Annotated in this window: 20 protein-coding genes and 1 riboswitch; of the genes, 10 read left to right on the top strand and 10 right to left on the bottom strand. The window is 50.9% G+C overall.

All coding sequences use genetic code 11. From position 1 onward, the window contains the following. Window positions 1-17: 17 nt before the first annotated feature. Window positions 18-1,193 (bottom strand): efflux RND transporter periplasmic adaptor subunit, encoded by a 1,176-nt coding sequence (locus ACHHZ6_RS15475; protein WP_395122598.1) that lies wholly within the window; start codon window positions 1,191-1,193, stop codon window positions 18-20. 336 nt (window positions 1,194-1,529) lie between these two features. Between ACHHZ6_RS15475 and ACHHZ6_RS15470 the strand changes: the two genes are divergently transcribed. Further along, window positions 1,530-1,892, top strand: a complete 363-nt coding sequence (locus ACHHZ6_RS15470; RefSeq protein ID WP_182919753.1) for a helix-turn-helix domain-containing protein — start codon at window positions 1,530-1,532, stop codon at window positions 1,890-1,892. Between the two features lie 9 nt (window positions 1,893-1,901). Here ACHHZ6_RS15470 and ACHHZ6_RS15465 read toward each other — a convergent pair whose 3' ends face one another. After that, window positions 1,902-2,777: a LysR family transcriptional regulator gene (locus ACHHZ6_RS15465; RefSeq protein ID WP_196391365.1), complete on the bottom strand. Its 876-nt coding sequence runs from the start codon at window positions 2,775-2,777 to the stop codon at window positions 1,902-1,904. Between the two features lie 100 nt (window positions 2,778-2,877). On the opposite strand from ACHHZ6_RS15465, the gene ACHHZ6_RS15460 reads away from it, so the two are divergent. The 3 genes from ACHHZ6_RS15460 (at window position 2,878) to ACHHZ6_RS15450 (ending at window position 5,556) form a co-directional block, all read left to right on the top strand. Next, window positions 2,878-3,864 carry a nitrilase family protein gene (locus ACHHZ6_RS15460; RefSeq protein ID WP_395122596.1) on the top strand — a complete coding sequence of 329 codons (987 nt, stop codon included), beginning with the start codon at window positions 2,878-2,880 and terminating at the stop codon, window positions 3,862-3,864. 71 nt (window positions 3,865-3,935) lie between these two features. Next, window positions 3,936-4,253, top strand: a complete 318-nt coding sequence (locus ACHHZ6_RS15455; protein WP_182919750.1) for a YebG family protein — start codon at window positions 3,936-3,938, stop codon at window positions 4,251-4,253. Window positions 4,254-4,662: 409 nt separating this feature from the next. Beyond that, window positions 4,663-5,556, top strand: a complete 894-nt coding sequence (locus ACHHZ6_RS15450) for a LysR family transcriptional regulator (RefSeq protein ID WP_395122594.1) — start codon at window positions 4,663-4,665, stop codon at window positions 5,554-5,556. 57 nt (window positions 5,557-5,613) lie between these two features. Here the strand turns inward: ACHHZ6_RS15450 and ACHHZ6_RS15445 are convergent, their stop codons facing one another. Continuing rightward, entirely contained in the window at window positions 5,614-6,201 is a 588-nt protein-coding gene (locus ACHHZ6_RS15445; protein ID WP_395122592.1) for a LysE family translocator, read from the bottom strand. A 590-nt stretch (window positions 6,202-6,791) separates the two neighbouring features. Between ACHHZ6_RS15445 and ACHHZ6_RS15440 the strand changes: the two genes are divergently transcribed. Continuing rightward, a complete protein-coding gene (locus ACHHZ6_RS15440) occupies window positions 6,792-7,256 on the top strand; it encodes a SymE family type I addiction module toxin (RefSeq protein ID WP_395122590.1) in 465 nt (154 codons plus the stop codon). Window positions 7,257-7,340: 84 nt separating this feature from the next. Here ACHHZ6_RS15440 and ACHHZ6_RS15435 read toward each other — a convergent pair whose 3' ends face one another. The 4 genes from ACHHZ6_RS15435 to ACHHZ6_RS15420 form a co-directional block, all read right to left on the bottom strand. Next, a complete protein-coding gene (locus ACHHZ6_RS15435) occupies window positions 7,341-7,844 on the bottom strand; it encodes a GNAT family N-acetyltransferase (protein WP_395122639.1) in 504 nt (167 codons plus the stop codon). 24 nt (window positions 7,845-7,868) lie between these two features. Then, complete coding sequence (locus ACHHZ6_RS15430) at window positions 7,869-8,138, bottom strand: DUF1778 domain-containing protein (protein WP_182919747.1); 270 nt, start codon at window positions 8,136-8,138, stop codon at window positions 7,869-7,871. Between the two features lie 73 nt (window positions 8,139-8,211). Further along, entirely contained in the window at window positions 8,212-9,117 is a 906-nt protein-coding gene (locus tag ACHHZ6_RS15425; protein ID WP_182274467.1) for a DMT family transporter, read from the bottom strand. Between the two features lie 116 nt (window positions 9,118-9,233). Further along, window positions 9,234-9,404 (bottom strand): general stress protein, encoded by a 171-nt coding sequence (locus tag ACHHZ6_RS15420; RefSeq protein WP_023332656.1) that lies wholly within the window; start codon window positions 9,402-9,404, stop codon window positions 9,234-9,236. Window positions 9,405-9,796: 392 nt separating this feature from the next. Between ACHHZ6_RS15420 and wrbA the strand changes: the two genes are divergently transcribed. Together wrbA and ACHHZ6_RS15410 are read left to right on the top strand one after the other, a co-directional pair. After that, the gene (gene wrbA / locus ACHHZ6_RS15415) at window positions 9,797-10,393 is read left to right on the top strand and encodes an NAD(P)H:quinone oxidoreductase (RefSeq protein WP_182274466.1); all 597 of its coding nucleotides are present in this window, start codon (window positions 9,797-9,799) and stop codon (window positions 10,391-10,393) included. An 18-nt stretch (window positions 10,394-10,411) separates the two neighbouring features. Beyond that, window positions 10,412-10,639: a YccJ family protein gene (locus ACHHZ6_RS15410; protein ID WP_166716999.1), complete on the top strand. Its 228-nt coding sequence runs from the start codon at window positions 10,412-10,414 to the stop codon at window positions 10,637-10,639. 32 nt (window positions 10,640-10,671) lie between these two features. Here ACHHZ6_RS15410 and agp read toward each other — a convergent pair whose 3' ends face one another. Both agp and ACHHZ6_RS15400 read right to left on the bottom strand, forming a co-directional pair. Continuing rightward, window positions 10,672-11,913, bottom strand: a complete 1,242-nt coding sequence (gene agp, locus ACHHZ6_RS15405) for a bifunctional glucose-1-phosphatase/inositol phosphatase (protein ID WP_395122588.1) — start codon at window positions 11,911-11,913, stop codon at window positions 10,672-10,674. A gap of 73 nt (window positions 11,914-11,986) precedes the next feature. Further along, window positions 11,987-12,358: a helix-turn-helix domain-containing protein gene (locus ACHHZ6_RS15400; RefSeq protein WP_182274464.1), complete on the bottom strand. Its 372-nt coding sequence runs from the start codon at window positions 12,356-12,358 to the stop codon at window positions 11,987-11,989. A 100-nt stretch (window positions 12,359-12,458) separates the two neighbouring features. Here ACHHZ6_RS15400 and ACHHZ6_RS15395 point away from each other — a divergent pair, with 100 nt between their 5' ends. Next, entirely contained in the window at window positions 12,459-13,208 is a 750-nt protein-coding gene (locus ACHHZ6_RS15395) for an SDR family oxidoreductase (RefSeq protein WP_395122587.1), read from the top strand. Between the two features lies 1 nt (window position 13,209). On the opposite strand, the gene ACHHZ6_RS15390 is transcribed toward ACHHZ6_RS15395, so the two are convergent. Next, window positions 13,210-13,713, bottom strand: a complete 504-nt coding sequence (locus tag ACHHZ6_RS15390) for a DedA family protein (protein ID WP_395122586.1) — start codon at window positions 13,711-13,713, stop codon at window positions 13,210-13,212. Window positions 13,714-13,870: 157 nt separating this feature from the next. Next, window positions 13,871-14,040, top strand: a riboswitch (M-box (ykoK) riboswitch). 60 nt (window positions 14,041-14,100) lie between these two features. Between ACHHZ6_RS15390 and ACHHZ6_RS15385 the strand changes: the two genes are divergently transcribed. Further along, window positions 14,101-15,102, top strand: a complete 1,002-nt coding sequence (locus tag ACHHZ6_RS15385; RefSeq protein WP_395122584.1) for a magnesium transporter — start codon at window positions 14,101-14,103, stop codon at window positions 15,100-15,102. Window positions 15,103-15,214: 112 nt separating this feature from the next. Beyond that, on the top strand, window positions 15,215-15,766 hold the full coding sequence (gene cybB / locus ACHHZ6_RS15380; protein ID WP_182274460.1) for a cytochrome b561: 552 nt from the start codon (window positions 15,215-15,217) through the stop codon (window positions 15,764-15,766). The last annotated feature ends 1 nt before the right edge of the window (window position 15,767 follow it).

Below are 15,767 nucleotides of genomic sequence, written 5' to 3'. Positions count from 1 at the left end.
GATTCTCGGGTAAGGGATCAGTTGAGGACGGCGCTGGCGGTCATGGCAACGGTTTTCGCGTTAACCGGCATACCCGGCATAAACACTTTTTGTAAACCCTCGACGATGACTTTATCGCCAGGGTTCAGCCCCTGCTGCACGATGCGTAAACCGTCGGCCTGACGCCCCGGCGTGATGTCGCGGCGCTGCGCTTTCCCCTCTTTATCCACGATATAAACGTATTTACGATCCTGATCGGTCAGCACCGCTTTGTCGTCGATAAGCGTGGCTTTGAATTCCGCGCTGCCCGGCAGACGTACACGGGCAAAAAGTCCCGGCGTGAACTGCCGCTGCGCGTTATCCAGCAGCGCACGCATGCGGATCGTGCCAGTACCTGGCGTGAGCTGATTATCAAGAAAATCCACTTTGCCCTGGTGGGGATAACCCTCCTCACCCGTCAGGCCAATCTCAACCGGAAGCGCCGTGTGATTGCTGGACGCCCCCTGCCCGCTGCGGGCCAGATTTTGATAGTGAAGGTAGGTCGACTCATCCACGTCAAAGTAAACGTAAACCGTTTTCTGCGAGACCAGCGTAGTGAGCACGCTGGCGGTGTCGCCCGCAGTGACCAGATTGCCGCTGGTGATCAGCGCACGGCTGGCACGGCCATCGATAGGCGCGGTGACTTTGGTGAAATCCAGGTTGAGCTGCGCGGCATCAACCGCCGCCTGTGCGGCGCGAATATCCGCCTGCGCCTGCGTGGCGGCCGAACGACGCTGCTCCCACTCTTCACGGGAGACAACGTTGGTATTGACCAGCTTATCAGTACGGTTAGCCTCACTTTGCGCAAGGCTGGCCTGCGTTTTGGCTCTTGCCAGGTTCGCCTGCGCCTGTTCCAGCGCCGCGCGATAGGTTCGGTCATCAATCGTGAACAGCACCTCACCCTTCTTCACTTCCTGACCGTCAATGTAATTCACCTGATTAATGTAGCCGGAAACACGTGGACGTAGCTGAACGCTCTCCACCGCTTCAATCCGGCCGTTAAAGCTATCCCACTGGCTAATGGATTTCACCACCACGTCAGCGGCACTAACGGCGGGCGCAGGTGGCGCGGCATTTTGCGCGACGCTGTTATCGCATCCGACGAGCAGCACGGAGAGCAACATGACCCCCAGCGCGCTCAGATGAAAATTACCCCAGGTTTTTTGCAGGCTCATTATTTTTATTCCGGTATTGGTAGCCGCCGGGCAAGACGCTGCGGGAGACGCAGCGACACTTCCTTTGTCCGGTAGCTGGCTTAAGGCCATTTGTGTCGTTCATCGCCACAAAACTGTAACAGTTGCGAATACACTATCCCGGCGATTGTAGGAAGGCGCTTAACTAAGTGCAAGAATAATTGTTGCACTTTATGTGCTATTTGAGCCGATGTGAAAAGACCCGTTTCGGTCTGGGATTTAAATGCAACAATAAAACTTGCAATTGCTGCAAAAACGCGCCACTTTTAAATGCAACAAACAAAGATACTTTTATACAGGCTGCGTGGGGGTAACCAGATGAACACTGGCGCATTTATGCATGATTTACTCGACTGGATCGACAACAACCTGGATAGCCGTCTGGACATTGAGTCCGTCGCCAGGCGCTCCGGCTACTCAAAATGGCACCTCCAGCGCCTGTTCAAAGAACATACGGGCTATCCCCTCGCCGGGTATATTCGCGCGCAGAAGCTGCAAAAATCGGTTGAGCGCTTAACCCGCAGTGATGAACCCATTCTGAACGTGGCGATCGCGCTGGGTTTTGACTCCCAGCAGTCCTTCAACCGCAGTTTTAAGCGCCAGTATGGTCAGGCACCAGGGGCATGGCGACGGAGTTTGGGTGGCCCGGACATGCAACAGCTACGCCAGCAGTCCAGGTAGTGCGAATAATTACCCGCCATCGACAGAAATGCCCTTTCGTATGCTGGCAATAAAATTGTCACGGATGACATCCTCCTTGCTTGCGTCCCAGGCGATGCCCACCTTCCAGCGTATTGACTCCCCGGTTAACGGAATCATCACCAGTTCCGGCGGCGCGATATGCGTAACGCTGGTGGGCAGAATGGCCACACCGATACCCGCAATCACCATCGCGACGATAGTTTGTATATCGTCAGTCAGTTGAGTCGATGAGATGAAAAGACCGTTGTCATGCAAAAAGCGGTCAATCTGCGCATTTAAACCCTGCCCTCGCTCATCATAAAGCCGCAACAGAGGGCGTTTCGTTAGCCACTCAGCAGCAGACATTGTCGGCGACGTTGCGGGCGCAACCAGAACCAGCCGGTCGGTAAATAACGGCAGGTATTCAAGCGCCACGGGGGGAGGAACCCTGACAAATCCCACCTGTAGCTCATCATTTTGCAATAGCTCGTACTGCTGGAAGGAAGGGAGATCCGTCAATGACATCTCGACTCCCGGGTAGTCCCGACGAAAATCAGCGATACAGCGTGGTGCCAGATAAAAACTTGAGAGACCGAACCCAACGGCGATATGCCCCTCCACGCCTTTTGATACCCGCTCAGCATGCTGCATAAATAACTGGGTTTGCCTGACCACTTTTTCAGCCTCTGGCAGCAAACGCCTGCCGCCGGCCGTCAGTATTGCGCCGTGACGACCTCGTGAAAAAAGGGACATATTCACCTGAGATTCGAGGAGATTAATCTGTTTGGTCAATGCCGGTTGCGAGATAAACAGCGCCCGCGCCGCATCGGCATAATTTCCTTTTTCAGCCAGTATCAAAAAGGCTTTGAGCAAACGGATGTTCAATTTTTCATTCCAGATGGTTATCGAAATAAGAAATGAATTGATTATACAGTTATTGGTAATCGTTATGTAATTCAGTTTCGATGACCACTGGAGACGCATCATGAACGAACCTCAATCCTTAAAAGCGGCAACCGTACAGTTTCAGCACCAGGCCAATAACAAAAAATACAATCTGCTGATAATGGAGAAATTTATTGAACAGGCGGCGCATGAGCAGGTGAAAATTCTCACGTTCCCTGAAATGTGTATCACCGGCTACTGGCATGTACCTAAGCTCACGGCAGCGGAGGTGTCTGCTCTGGCAGAGCCGCTTGTTGATAGCCCTTCCCTGACGTTAATTCGCTCTCTGGCGATAAAACATCAGATGCTTATTGGTGCTGGTCTTATTGAACGAGCCGACGATGGCCGCCTTTACAATGCGTATGTGGCCTGTATGCCGGACGGCTCAATGCATACGCATCGTAAACTCCATGCTTTTGAACATCCGGCCATCAGCAGCGGGGACAGCTTTACCGTTTTTGATACGCCCTGGGGAGTGAAAGTCGGTATCCTGATTTGCTGGGACAATAATCTGGTCGAAAATGTGCGTGCGACGGCATTGCTGGGCGCAGATATTCTTCTCGCGCCGCATCAAACAGGTGGTACCGATTCCCGCAGCCCTCACGCGATGAAGCCTATTCCGCTGGCGCTCTGGGAGGAGCGGGAAACGCGCAAGGAAGAAATTACGGCTGCCTTCAAAGGGGCAAGCGGTCGGGAATGGCTAATGCGCTGGCTGCCTGCCCGTGCGCATGACAACGGCTTATTTATCCTCTTCAGTAACGGTGTCGGTGCAGATGATGACGAAGTGCGCACAGGTAATGCAATGATCCTCGATCCTTATGGACGGATCATTGATGAAACCTGGGCGGCTGAAGATACTATGGTGAGCGCTGAACTGGATTTAAGCCTGCTTGCAATGAGTACCGGACGCCGCTGGATCCACGGTCGTCGTCCTGATTTATACCAGATACTGACACAGCCGCAGGGCTATGAGCGTGATGCGATCAGCGCACGGTTTTCGAATGTGCCCCCTGCTCGCCAGGAGTGAATGCACTTTTTAGCTGCAACATAAACCCGGAACCGCTATACTGTATATAACTACAGTATGAGGTACGCATAATGGCTGTTGAAACAAAATTTGTTGTTGTAAGAAAAGGTGAAGAGAAAATGACATTTGCCAGTAAGAAAGAGGCTGACGCTTACGACAAACTGCTCGATATGGCAGACGCGTTCACCGACTGGCTGTTGCAAAGCGGAATGCAGATGGATGAAACGCAGGCTGAAAATCTTGGTCTGTATCTCGCCGAACAGAAAGAGACCGTGCAGCATATTCTGCGAACCAGCAAGCTTCCCGATCTCCATGCCCCAGCTGCAACGGATAATACAGAATCCGATGCGGCTGACACGAAAAAAATCAGACCAGTGAAAGCGGCCTGATTGTCAGAAAAATCATCACCGATCCTGGTGCCGTAAGCAGTTATCTGCTTACGGCTTTTTTTGCTGTCTGTAGGGATCTACTGACCTACTCCCCGTTGAGTAACACGAAGTCATGTTTGAAATGTGCCCTCGGTGTTTGTACTTCCGCTGTTCGCTCGCAGCAGACCTGATAACCTTGCTTTCTGTCCGCTCCGTGCCAGGAGCGGACGTTACTAACATGTATCTGTATCAATCTGTGGGGAGCAGATCATTACCTCACATTACTAATTATATTTTTCAATGTTCTGGTTTCCAACTTTGGGAATCTTCGATAAAAAAGGAACTTTGGCGGTAAATAAAAACATGATAGTTTTATGGTTGATAGAACAACTCTCACGCTTAAAGTTAATGAGTGAACTCAGGAATAGTAATGATTGATGATATCCGTTACCTGATTGTTTTTGCAAAAATTGTACAAGCTGGATCGATTTCAGGTGGCGCAGACGCTTTAGGGCTCACCACCGCGACAGCAAGCACACATCTTTCTAAGCTGGAGAGAAATCTGGGAAGTGCTTTGCTATACAGAAACACGCGAAAATTATCGCTGACCCATGATGGGGCAAGTTTGCTCGAAACTGCAAACTCTATGTTAGAACTATATGAAAAGGGGTTTATCGAGTTTAAACAGCGTTCTATTTCAACAAGTAATAAGCTGAATCTGTCAATTCCTGCAGTTTTTATAAATAGTGTTTTTACTCGTCATCTTGCAGGATTTATAAAGGAACATCCGGACGTTTCCCTGAGTATTTCTTATTGTGATACTCGTAAAGATATTATTGCCGATAGTATAGATGTTGCATTTCGAATTGGCGAACTGCCGGACAGCACACTCAAAGCACGGCATCTTTTTGTATTGCCCCGACACGTTGTTGCTTCAAAGAAACTTCTTAGCAATTATCAGCCTGTCAACCATCCTAATGACTTAGAAAAAATGCCTTGGATTGGTCTGAGCATGCTGAAGGGCAGTCGAGAGTTCAGGCACAAAAATGGAGAGATAGCTTTAATTAAGTATACGCCAACGGTTTACGTTGATAATGTCGAGGCTGCCTACACTCTGGCAAAACATCAGGTTGGAATCGCAGCTCCTCCTTGCTATCTCAGCAAAGAGGATATTAAGCGAGATGAAATACAGTTGGTTCTCCCTGACTGGTCATTGGAACCACTAAAAGTCTATGCGACCTGGCCTTCTAATATATCTACCAACAGTATCGCTTACACGTTAATTAATAATATTTACAACTCCTTTGAATCCAAAATATTATGATTAATTTAAGGCTTCAATAATTTAAAAGAGCAATTCCAGCCAGTAAGGGAAAGTGTCTTATTGAGCCAGAAACATGTAGAAGGCAGTGGCAATCAGTATCCCACCCATGCAGAAATTAAATGCACGGATGCGTCCAATGCTATTAAGCAATGTTGAGATGTTCTTTCCAAGGACAGCCCATGCAGCTAAAGAGAGGTAGCAAACGATAAAATATATTATTATGAAGATTATTAACGAAGTATTATTTGATGGTTCAGAAAATAATACCACTCCGGATGCGCAGGCAATCCAGGCTTTTGGGTTGAGCCATTGAAGTAAAAAACCCTGAGTGAAACTAGGCACCTCTGATTTTGTTAATGATAACTCAGATCGTGATGATGCTATCTTATAACCTATGTATATTATAAAAGCTGAGCCAGCCACGTCGAGATATTTGAAGAAAAGTGGATATTTCTCAATGGAAGCGTAGAACCCAAAACCAATGACTATAAGTAATAGAGTAAATCCTATTGTAGCACCTGAGACGAATGGGAAAGTTCTTCTAAATCCATAGCTCGCTCCAGATGATATAATGACCATATTGACTGGCCCTGGAGAAATTGACATGGTAAGGGAGAACAAAAACATTGCAAATATTAAAGTCATTTTCTCTCCATATGCATTATATAATAAAGCGTTTTTATTGAATGACTACATTCCTGACTATCATCATAGTCTATCGTAAAAAACAGGCAGATAAAGTAGGATTTCTATAACAGTGTATTTGATTTTTTCACATAATCTTTTAATAATGTCGGAGTTTTAATCAGCTAATTATTATTAGCAAGTTCCTCATGTTCAGCTACCAACTATTACCCTTTGGGATTCATCTAATGAATGCAGCATAATGTCCGCTCCTCGCTCAGAGCGGAGCTACACCTCAAACCAGCCCTCAACAACCACTCTAGTCAGGCACTTACATTACCAGCAGGCATAGCTCTTTTTTACCAATGAAAACCATCATTAACACCCCCCACTCCCGCCCCCACACCTTTCCTCGAGCCGCCTCGCATTTTCACTATTTTCACCACCATTTTACCCCTGTGTATTTATCCATAGGGGGTATAATCGGCGTACTGAAACCGACAACACAAACAGTGAGTTTTATACAGGAAAGTAGGTAAACGAGATCGCGGTATAAAGATGGTGGAACACCTTTATACCGCTAACCACAAACAACTAATACGGAGTTGAATATGGCTGCGAAGAATTTTATGCCAGAGCGGGCTGTTGCCCAAACGAAAAATGCAGTATTTGAAAATAGTGAAGAAATTCGCGAGCAAGTATGCAAAAAGAACCCACGGACGTTGCATGGGGAGCCAACCCATTCCGGGCGTGTTCACGCGAGGGATGAGTCGGGTTCATCATGCGGTGAGCTGTATACGCGAATGGAGCGCAACTATCTGCCGCTGTCCGGTGACTGGCTTTCCCGCGCCGGGTTTACGTATGGCCGGGCGGTAAAAATCCGTGTGATGCCGGATTGCATTGTGATCACCCCGCAGAATTCCCGCGAGCTATGGGGATGTTTAGAAGGGTTAAGCGCAGTGTATACCAATAAGCAGAAGGTGAAAGCGTGGCTGTCGACGTTCCCGGGAGCACTGAATGATACGGGTGATTTGCCGGAGCCCAAACGCATGAACGGGGTTGTAAAACCACAATAAACGCTCACCTGCGATCCCGACACCGCAGGGCGAGGTGGTGCATCAGGATCCGTGATAACGCTAAAGCCCTTCTCCGGGAGGGCTTTACTCGTCTGCTTCAAACAATCGTTCGATTGATTTCGTGGGATAAAAAAGCGAATTGCTGTTTTCACCGGATAACGGGATAAAACCTTGCTTCAGATAAAATCTTTTTGCCTGCTCATTAAGTGCATCAACAAAAATCCCATGCACGCCCACAGCCTGCGATGCCAGGTAGACAACCCGCATAGCGTGCGTGACGAGTGTTGTCCCCCACTCATTCCCCTGCAATTCTTTATGTACCGCTAAACGGCCTAAAGTCACACCTGGGACGTTTGTATAAGGAATTCTGCGCTGCTGGGTTTTAGAGGGTAACAATGCTTTCTCAAAACAACTTCCGGACAACGTGTAGTACCCCAGCACACGAGGATGGTCACGATCTTTGAGTAGATAGCCTCTTAAAATACGCCCATTGTGCTGACGCACCAGATGCTCTGTGAGGAAGGAATTGAGTGAGGGTTCACCACAATCGAAATCCTCGAAAGTGTAATCGGTTCCCTCTGAAAACATATCGATCGTGAGATTGGCCACGCTTCACTCCATGTTTTGAAGACGCTTTGCCGCTCGTTTTAGTCTCTCATTCGGCTCTGGCGGATTGTTTATGGCATCCATCACTGCATTCCATGATGCTTCGTTTAACACCAGACGTCGATGCTGTTCTATCACTTCTGCAGCACGTTCCGAAGCGCTGTTCACCATAAATTGGGTGATCGTTTGATTCGTCATCGCCGCCGCTTCTTCGATCATCGTTTTGTCTTCATCAGTTAAGCGAAGGTCGATACGCTGTTTTTTCAATGCTGGCATGATCTAGTCCAATATGTACGGCATTAATCCGTACATATCGTAGAATGCGTTGCGAGTTTTTTCAACAAAAACCTCATTCAACCGTCAGATCCTGAACTTCGTTGCGCCGCTTTTTGAGCTTTAACTCACTCACCAGCACCCCGGCGACAATAAACGCCGCACCAACGAGTGCCAGCAGCGGCAGACGCTCCCCGGCAATACGCCCGAAAACCCCCGCCCAGACCGGCTCACCGGTATAGATAACCGTTGCCCGCGTTGGCGACACGCTACGCTGTGCCCAGTTCATGGTGACCTGAATAATGGCGCTAAAGATCCCCAACCCCAGAGCAACCACGACAAGCCCGGTGGACATCGGTGGAACGGATTCCCCGGCCGGAACCATTGCCGCAAACGCCACCAGCGACGCCGTCGCCAGCTGCACGACCGTCACGCGCTTAACATCCACTTTGCCCGCCCATGCACTAATCAAAATAATTTCCGCCGCAATCGCCACCGCGCCGACCAGGGTAATCATCTCGCCCGGCCCCAGAGCCAGAAGGTTGTTTTCCGGTCCGGCAAGCAAAATCAGGCCAATAAATGCCAGCACAATGCCAATGCAGGACATCAGCCCCGGCATTCTGCCCAGGCACAGCCACTGTAATAACGGCACCAGCGGCACATACATGGCGGTGATAAAGGCTGATTTACTGCTGGAGATCGACTGTAACCCCCACGTTTGCAGGCTGTACCCCATCGCAATCGCCACGCCTATCGCCACCCCGGCCTTCAGCTCTTTGAGGGTCAGCCCGCGCAGGGTTTTGAGCGAAATGAGCGCAACCGCAACCGCCGCCGTCGCAAAACGCAGACCCACAAAGAAGAACGGATCGCTCAACGTGACGGCGTACTGAACGGCAAGAAATGTCCCCCCCCAAAACATGGTGATCAGGATGAGGATCGCTTCCTGAGGTTTGACGGAGAATTTGAAACGTGAAACGGACATGCGACACCAGAAATAAGAAGCAATTCTGTAGTGTGCGATGCCTTTGGTTACAGTTCAATGTTGCAGAAATAAAAAAACCGCCGGGGCTCCCGGCGGCAGGGTATCAATCCGGCATATTACTTGTTGCTGCCGTGGCTGTTTTTTCCCCCTTTTTTGCCCGCTTCAGATGCGCGCTGAGGGTCATTTTTGAAGTTACCCCCACTGTGCTGGCCACCTTTACGACCTGCTTCTGATGCTCTCTCACGGTCTTCAGCAAAATTGCCTGAACCACCACGATGGTTTGCCATCTCTAACCTCCAGAGTGTGAAACATTAGACATCATACTGCATTCAGTAAAAGAGGATTCTTTCACCTCGCAACGAAAGGACAGCGCCTTTATCCACGCCGCGTGCAATTAAGCTTAGTGGAATAAGACTACCCGACAAGCTAAAGGTAATATCCTGCAACATGTTCCCGGAGATTCGAAATGGCTCCCTGATGGGTTATCAATAAGCCATTCTTATCATTCCAGAAATATAACCCCGTAAATGTGTTTCATATTGCTACAGCGCAAAAATAGTTAGCATATTGTTATAAATCAAAGAAATGGCGCTAATATTTGCAGTATGGCCATCACGACTTATCTTTAAATGAACGCAGCGATTCGCTGCCAGAAAACACAAACGAGGAGTGATGCAAAATGGCAAAAGTTCTGGTGCTCTACTATTCCATGTATGGACACATTGAAACCATGGCTCACGCAGTTGCAGAAGGTGCAAACCGGGTGGACGGCGTTGAGGTTGTGGTGAAACGCGTACCGGAAACGATGCAACCCGAAGCGTTTTTAAAAGCGGGTGGGAAAACGCAAAATGCTCCGCAGGCCACCCCGCAGGAACTGGCTGACTATGATGCCATCATCTTCGGCACGCCTACCCGTTTTGGCAATATGTCAGGACAGATGCGCACCTTCCTCGACCAGACCGGAGGACTCTGGGCATCGGGTGCGTTATACGGCAAACTCGCCAGCGTTTTCAGCTCTACCGGTACCGGCGGCGGTCAGGAACAGACGATCACCTCGACCTGGACGACCCTTGCACATCATGGAATGGTGATTGTGCCCATTGGTTACGGCGCACAAGAGCTGTTTGATGTTTCCCAGGTGCGCGGCGGTACACCGTACGGTGCAACCACCATTGCCGGGGGGGATGGTTCACGCCAGCCAAGCAACGAAGAGCTGACTATCGCCCGCTACCAGGGTGAATATGTCGCGGGTCTTGCCAAAAAACTGAACGGCTAACCCAACAGGAGGACAAGCATGCCAACTCAAGAATCCAAAGCTCACCGCGTGGGTGAATGGGCAAGTTTACGCAATACCTCTCCGGAAATTGCCGAGGCTATCTTTGAAGTCGCAAAATATGACGAAAAGCTGGCAGAGCAGATTTGGGAAGAAGGCAGCGATGAAGTCCTGACGCGCGCCTTCGAAAAAACGGACAAAGACTCGCTCTTCTGGGGTGAGCAAACCATCGAACGTAAAAACGTCTGACCGTTTCCCCCCGCCGCAGCGGGGGGTCTCTTTTATTTCGCCGCGTTATTCAACACCGTATTAAATTTCTCTACCGGGCAGAATCCGTTCTCATCGACCGGACACCCTGAAAGCTCCAGCGTGACACGCTGTGCGGGTGACTTCAGCGACAGAACATCGGCGTTACGCAGTTGCGTTGCGCTTTGATAGACATACTCGATTTTCATCAACTCCCGGTTAGCGTTCTTGTCATGCCAGCGCTGGAAGACAATTTTGCCGCCAATCGGGGTGCGTTCGTACTGGTCATGCAGCTGATAAGGTTTGAAATCGAGCGCCGTCAGCAGTGAGGCGATGTTGGAATCGTGTCCCACCAGCAGCGTTATCCTGGCGGCTTTCCCCTGCTCAGTCACCAGGGCGTTATCGATGTATTTCACCAGCGGTTTCGCCACATTGCGCGCCACCTCACCCGAGGTGAATAACGAATCCTGATAGCCATTTTTCAGCTTCGACAGCACCCGCCATTGCTGATCGGTTTTGATCTCGCCCCACGCCACCTGATCGGCCGGGAAGCCTTCGTAGTACTGCAATGTGAACGCATCGACCAGCGAGTTCCCCACCTTCAGCGGCCCGGAAACACCCGGCTCTTTTTCGTAATCAGCACTGAAGGTGTCTTTGGCGTCCGTCAGCGAGCAGACCTTTTTCTCCTTGCAGGACGGTGAGTCAGCGTAATGCGTCATCTGCTCCAGCAACCTGTAGCTCTCATCGAGCTGCATTTTCTGCCGTTCCGTTACCATCGCGTTCAATGCTTTTTCACGGAATGCAGGGGTGTTATCGGTGATGACCGGGTTAAACGTCGGGTCCATCGTGCCCATTTTTTCCTGGTGATGCACAGGAATATCGCACCCCGGGAACGCGCCGGTAATAAAGAACTGTGCGGTCGCCACGGTCCGCTGCAGGCTGTTGGCGTAAGCATAAACGGTGTTGGCCGGAGGACACTCGCCCGTCGATACCATCCCCTGCGCGGCCAGCCACTCACGCATGTAGTGGCCCATATAGACTTCAAGCACGCCACCTTTGGTGGTGAGCTGGCCGCCCGGCACATCCCATTCCGGCCACTTATCCGGCGTGGATTGTTCCAGTACGCTGCCGTTATTAGCGAGCGGCGCACGCAGGTTGTGGCGACTCATAATTAAAACTTGCTCCAGTTGATACCCCTCTGGCGTCTCTTGCGCCTGCGCGCCGAACGTCATTGAAAGGGTACCTGCCACGGCAACAGCGAGTAGTGCTTTTCTCATCCCTAATTCCTCACTCGTTTTAAATGTCGCGTTAAGTGTGACAGATTGATGACATTTTTCCCTGAAGCATTTCTCAAACTGATGATGACTTCTCGAGTTGATCGCCATATTCGGTCATCCAGGCGGCCAGCGGAGAGAGCGCATTTTGTAGAGTCAAACCCAGCCCGGTTATCTGGTACTCCACGCGCGGCGGGATCTCCGGGTAAACCGTACGCGACACCAGCCCGCGCTGTTCAAACAGACGTAACTGCTTCGTCAGCTCTTTTTGAGTGATGGGCGCAGCAGCACGAAGTAAATCGCCAAACCGTACCGGGGTATTGAGCACAATCAGCCGATAGAGGATCGGGATTGCCCACTTACCGGAGATCAGATTCACAAACCGCGTCATCGGGCAGGCATGAACCTCAGATTTTTTTTCACCGGGAATATCCTGTAGTGATGCCATAGCACACCTCTTGCCTCATTAGTATCCAATTGGTACCTGGTTTCCTTTTGATACTAACGTTTCTATAGTGCTTTCTCCAGAGACATTTCAGGAGAAGAACATGGGTCGTTTAGCAGGTAAATATACGCTGATTACCGGCGGCACCAGCGGCATCGGTCTCGCCACCGTACAGGAGTTTATTGCCGAAGGAGCACAGGTTGCCGTCACCGGACGCAACCCGGAAACCCTCGCCGAAGCACAGCGCATTCTGGGGAATAACGCCTGGGTCATCTCTGCTGATGCGGGTGATATACACGCACAACACGCGCTGGCAGAGACGCTTGCCTCCCGCTGGCCGCGAGTCGATGCGGTATTTATTAACGCCGGAGACGTGACGCACGGGTTGCTGGAAGAGTGGCAGGAAGATGCCTGGGATCGCCTGATGCGCATCAACCTGAAAGGGCCGTTCTTTTTAATTCAGGCACTGCTGCCACTGCTCAATAATCCCTCCTCGGTGATCCTGTGCGGCTCTGTGAGTGCGCGCATCGGTCTCCCCACCAGTAGCGTCTATGCTGCAAGCAAGGCGGGTTTACTGTCGCTGGCGCGTACGCTGTCGGCAGAACTGCTGCCACGCGGTATTCGCGTCAACGGCCTGAGCCCTGGCCCGGTAAAAACCCCGGCGCTCAATAAACTGGGTTTAAGCGAAGAAGCACAAAAAGCATTGCAGAGTGATATCGCAAGCCTGGTACCGCTGGGAAGAATGGGTACGCCGACGGAGCTGGCGAAAGCTGCGCTCTATCTGGCGTCCGATGAATCGAGCTACACGGTAGGAACAGAGCTGTTGGTCGACGGTGGAACGGGAAGTCTGTAGCTCAAAAAGTGCTGATACCAGTGATAATACCGACATACAGCGCCGCCCATACGCAGGCAGAAAACAGGCTGACGACATAAAGTTTCACCGCGTTCAGCCTGAGCATGCCCGCTGCCAGCGGCACGACATAGCGCAGTACCGCCAGAAAACGCGAGGTAAACAGCACCAGCACACCGTTCTTTTGCAGCTGGTGCTGTACGCGTAAAAATGTGTCAGCATGTCTGGAGGTGATGCGCGCGATCGGCCGCGTCTGCCCCATCAACTGGCCAATATGGTAGTTCAGCACCGAACCGGCCGTTGCCCCCATCACCACCGCAAGCCACGTCAGCCCCGGATGCAGGCTCGACTGGCTGACAGTCACCCCCGCCAGCAGCATGACCGACGCCGGGGGAAGGACAGAGGAGATCAACACGGTCGATTTACTCAACGCCATTAAAAACAACAGAGCGAACAGATGCGTCGGATAGAGCGCAAAATGATTCAGCAGATTGTCAAACCATGCCATTTTACCTCCCTTATCGATATGCCCTCCTCCATTTAAAATGAACATGCCTAAATAAACCGTCAACATGCTGCTGACAATATTCATCTAAACATTCCCTAAACGTGATTTAAATTTATAAGCAGCAAAAGAAAATAACGGTATTATCCCCCACGTTTTACAACGATCTCGTTATGGCGAGGCTCCTGTACAAATACACGTTATCGCTCTGGTGGGTTCGAGAGAACCGGCACAGGGTAAAACAGGCACTGTCGAATCAAGGCTTTGTCAGTATAACTTCCCTTGCGGGATACGGTGTACAGTGCTGAACCCAGGACGTGGGGATCTCTTCTTCGACATGCCCTGTCTTGCTCGCCCCTGAGAGGCTTTATTATTCAAAGGGAATTCACTATGTCTTACGCTATTCACAACTCCATTCTGGCATTCAATGACAGCGCCATCGCGCAATATATGAATACCGATTTTATCGTCCTCAATATTTCATTATGCGTTGCACTTGCACGTGAGCAGTTTTTCGAAAAATTAAAAGACGATGATATTCCGTCGCATATTTTTATCGAAGATAATGGTCGCCTGGCGGGCATGATTGCCGTACGCAAATTATTGCAGTCCACTGATACGGGGCAGCCGGTGAAAGCGCTGATGATTTCGCAGTTTTTGCAGGTTAAACCCGAAGACGAACGCGCCGATGTCGCCGGGCTGCTGGCCCACGGCTGCACGGATGTCGTGCCGGTGGTGACGCACGGCAAGCTGGTGGGTTGCCTCACCGAACGCGAGATTGCGCACCTGCTGGAAGATGATGTCACTGAAGATGCCCAGCTCCAGGGGGCCACTCTGCCGCTGGAAAAACCCTATCTGGAAACCAGCGCGTTTGACCTGTGGAAAAAGCGCTCCGTCTGGCTGCTGTTGCTGTTTGTCGCCGAGGCCTATACCAGCTCGGTGATTCAGCATTTTGAAGAGGCGCTGGAATCCGCCATCGCACTGGCGTTCTTCATTCCGCTCCTGATTGGTACCGGCGGAAACAGCGGTACGCAAATCACCTCCACGCTGGTGCGCGCTATGGCGCTGGGTGAAGTGCATTTGCGCGATGTTGGCCGCGTGCTGCGTAAAGAGATCAGCACGTCGTTAATGATTGCCGTCACGCTCGGCCTGGCAGGCTGTATCCGCGCCTGGATGATGGGGATTGGGATGGAAATCACCCTTATCGTCAGCCTGACGCTGGTCTGTATTACGCTCTGGAGTGCGATTGTCTCCTCGGTGATCCCGATGGTACTCAAGCGTTGTGGTATCGACCCGGCAGTGGTTTCTGCGCCGTTCATCGCGACGCTTATCGACGGTACCGGACTGATCATCTACTTTAAAATCGCCCAGTACACGCTGGGGCTGGAGTGATCCATACCCAATAATAACGGCTGCGGGTGAATTCTTTTCTCCGCAGCCGTTAATGTCTGCTTAAGTTAATTTATCTATAACTCACCATAATGGAAATATAAGGTGGATTAACATGAAAAACAGCTACGCACGAAGCCAGATAGTCATCCACTGGCTGGTTCTCATCCTGATTGTCGTTGCCTATGCCGCCATAAACCTGAAAGGGTTTGCCGCGAAGGGAAGCCCTGAACGCGCCACAATGTCACTGATCCACTACACCGCAGGGTTCAGCGTCCTGTTTCTGATGGTCATCAGAGTGGTGCTGAAGATGAGAAACAGCGACCCGGACATTCTTCCCGCACCGCCGCGCTGGCAGGTTATCGCCTCCAAATCCCTTCACGGACTGCTCTATCTGATGTTTATTGCACTGCCGGTGCTGGGAGTGGCCTCACTCTGGTTCGGCCAGGTCGCGTGGTCTTTCTTCGGGCTCCCTCTGCCCGTCGCCGCAACCCAGAACGTGGGTATGCAGCACAGCCTGAAAGAGCTTCACGAAATTATCGCCAACGCGGGCTATTACCTGATTGGTCTGCATGCTGCCGCTGCGCTGTTCCACCATTACGTGGTACGTGACAACACCCTGGAAAGGATGCTGCCCGCAATGCGGGTCAAAAAATCCGTAAAATAGC

The sequence above is a fragment of the Enterobacter cloacae complex sp. 2024EL-00214 genome (genome assembly GCF_043945575.1).
GTDB lineage: Bacteria > Pseudomonadota > Gammaproteobacteria > Enterobacterales > Enterobacteriaceae > Enterobacter > Enterobacter cloacae_P.
This window is presented reverse-complemented; position numbering and strand designations above follow the sequence as displayed.

Bases quoted from the DNA above. Each gene is read 5' to 3' on its own strand.
- ACHHZ6_RS15475 (WP_395122598.1), bottom strand. From the start codon at position 1,193: ATGAGCCTGCAAAAAACCTGGGGTAATTTTCATCTGAGCGCGCTGGGG.
- ACHHZ6_RS15470 (WP_182919753.1), top strand. From the start codon at position 1,530: ATGAACACTGGCGCATTTATGCATGATTTACTCGACTGGATCGACAAC.
- ACHHZ6_RS15460 (WP_395122596.1), top strand. From the start codon at position 2,878: ATGAACGAACCTCAATCCTTAAAAGCGGCAACCGTACAGTTTCAGCAC.
- ACHHZ6_RS15455 (WP_182919750.1), top strand. From the start codon at position 3,936: ATGGCTGTTGAAACAAAATTTGTTGTTGTAAGAAAAGGTGAAGAGAAA.
- ACHHZ6_RS15450 (WP_395122594.1), top strand. From the start codon at position 4,663: ATGATTGATGATATCCGTTACCTGATTGTTTTTGCAAAAATTGTACAA.
- ACHHZ6_RS15445 (WP_395122592.1), bottom strand. From the start codon at position 6,201: ATGACTTTAATATTTGCAATGTTTTTGTTCTCCCTTACCATGTCAATT.
- ACHHZ6_RS15440 (WP_395122590.1), top strand. From the start codon at position 6,792: ATGGCTGCGAAGAATTTTATGCCAGAGCGGGCTGTTGCCCAAACGAAA.
- ACHHZ6_RS15435 (WP_395122639.1), bottom strand. From the start codon at position 7,844: ATGTTTTCAGAGGGAACCGATTACACTTTCGAGGATTTCGATTGTGGT.
- ACHHZ6_RS15430 (WP_182919747.1), bottom strand. From the start codon at position 8,138: ATGCCAGCATTGAAAAAACAGCGTATCGACCTTCGCTTAACTGATGAA.
- ACHHZ6_RS15425 (WP_182274467.1), bottom strand. From the start codon at position 9,117: ATGTCCGTTTCACGTTTCAAATTCTCCGTCAAACCTCAGGAAGCGATC.
- ACHHZ6_RS15420 (WP_023332656.1), bottom strand. From the start codon at position 9,404: ATGGCAAACCATCGTGGTGGTTCAGGCAATTTTGCTGAAGACCGTGAG.
- wrbA (WP_182274466.1), top strand. From the start codon at position 9,797: ATGGCAAAAGTTCTGGTGCTCTACTATTCCATGTATGGACACATTGAA.
- ACHHZ6_RS15410 (WP_166716999.1), top strand. From the start codon at position 10,412: ATGCCAACTCAAGAATCCAAAGCTCACCGCGTGGGTGAATGGGCAAGT.
- agp (WP_395122588.1), bottom strand. From the start codon at position 11,913: ATGAGAAAAGCACTACTCGCTGTTGCCGTGGCAGGTACCCTTTCAATG.
- ACHHZ6_RS15400 (WP_182274464.1), bottom strand. From the start codon at position 12,358: ATGGCATCACTACAGGATATTCCCGGTGAAAAAAAATCTGAGGTTCAT.
- ACHHZ6_RS15395 (WP_395122587.1), top strand. From the start codon at position 12,459: ATGGGTCGTTTAGCAGGTAAATATACGCTGATTACCGGCGGCACCAGC.
- ACHHZ6_RS15390 (WP_395122586.1), bottom strand. From the start codon at position 13,713: ATGGCATGGTTTGACAATCTGCTGAATCATTTTGCGCTCTATCCGACG.
- ACHHZ6_RS15385 (WP_395122584.1), top strand. From the start codon at position 14,101: ATGTCTTACGCTATTCACAACTCCATTCTGGCATTCAATGACAGCGCC.
- cybB (WP_182274460.1), top strand. From the start codon at position 15,215: ATGAAAAACAGCTACGCACGAAGCCAGATAGTCATCCACTGGCTGGTT.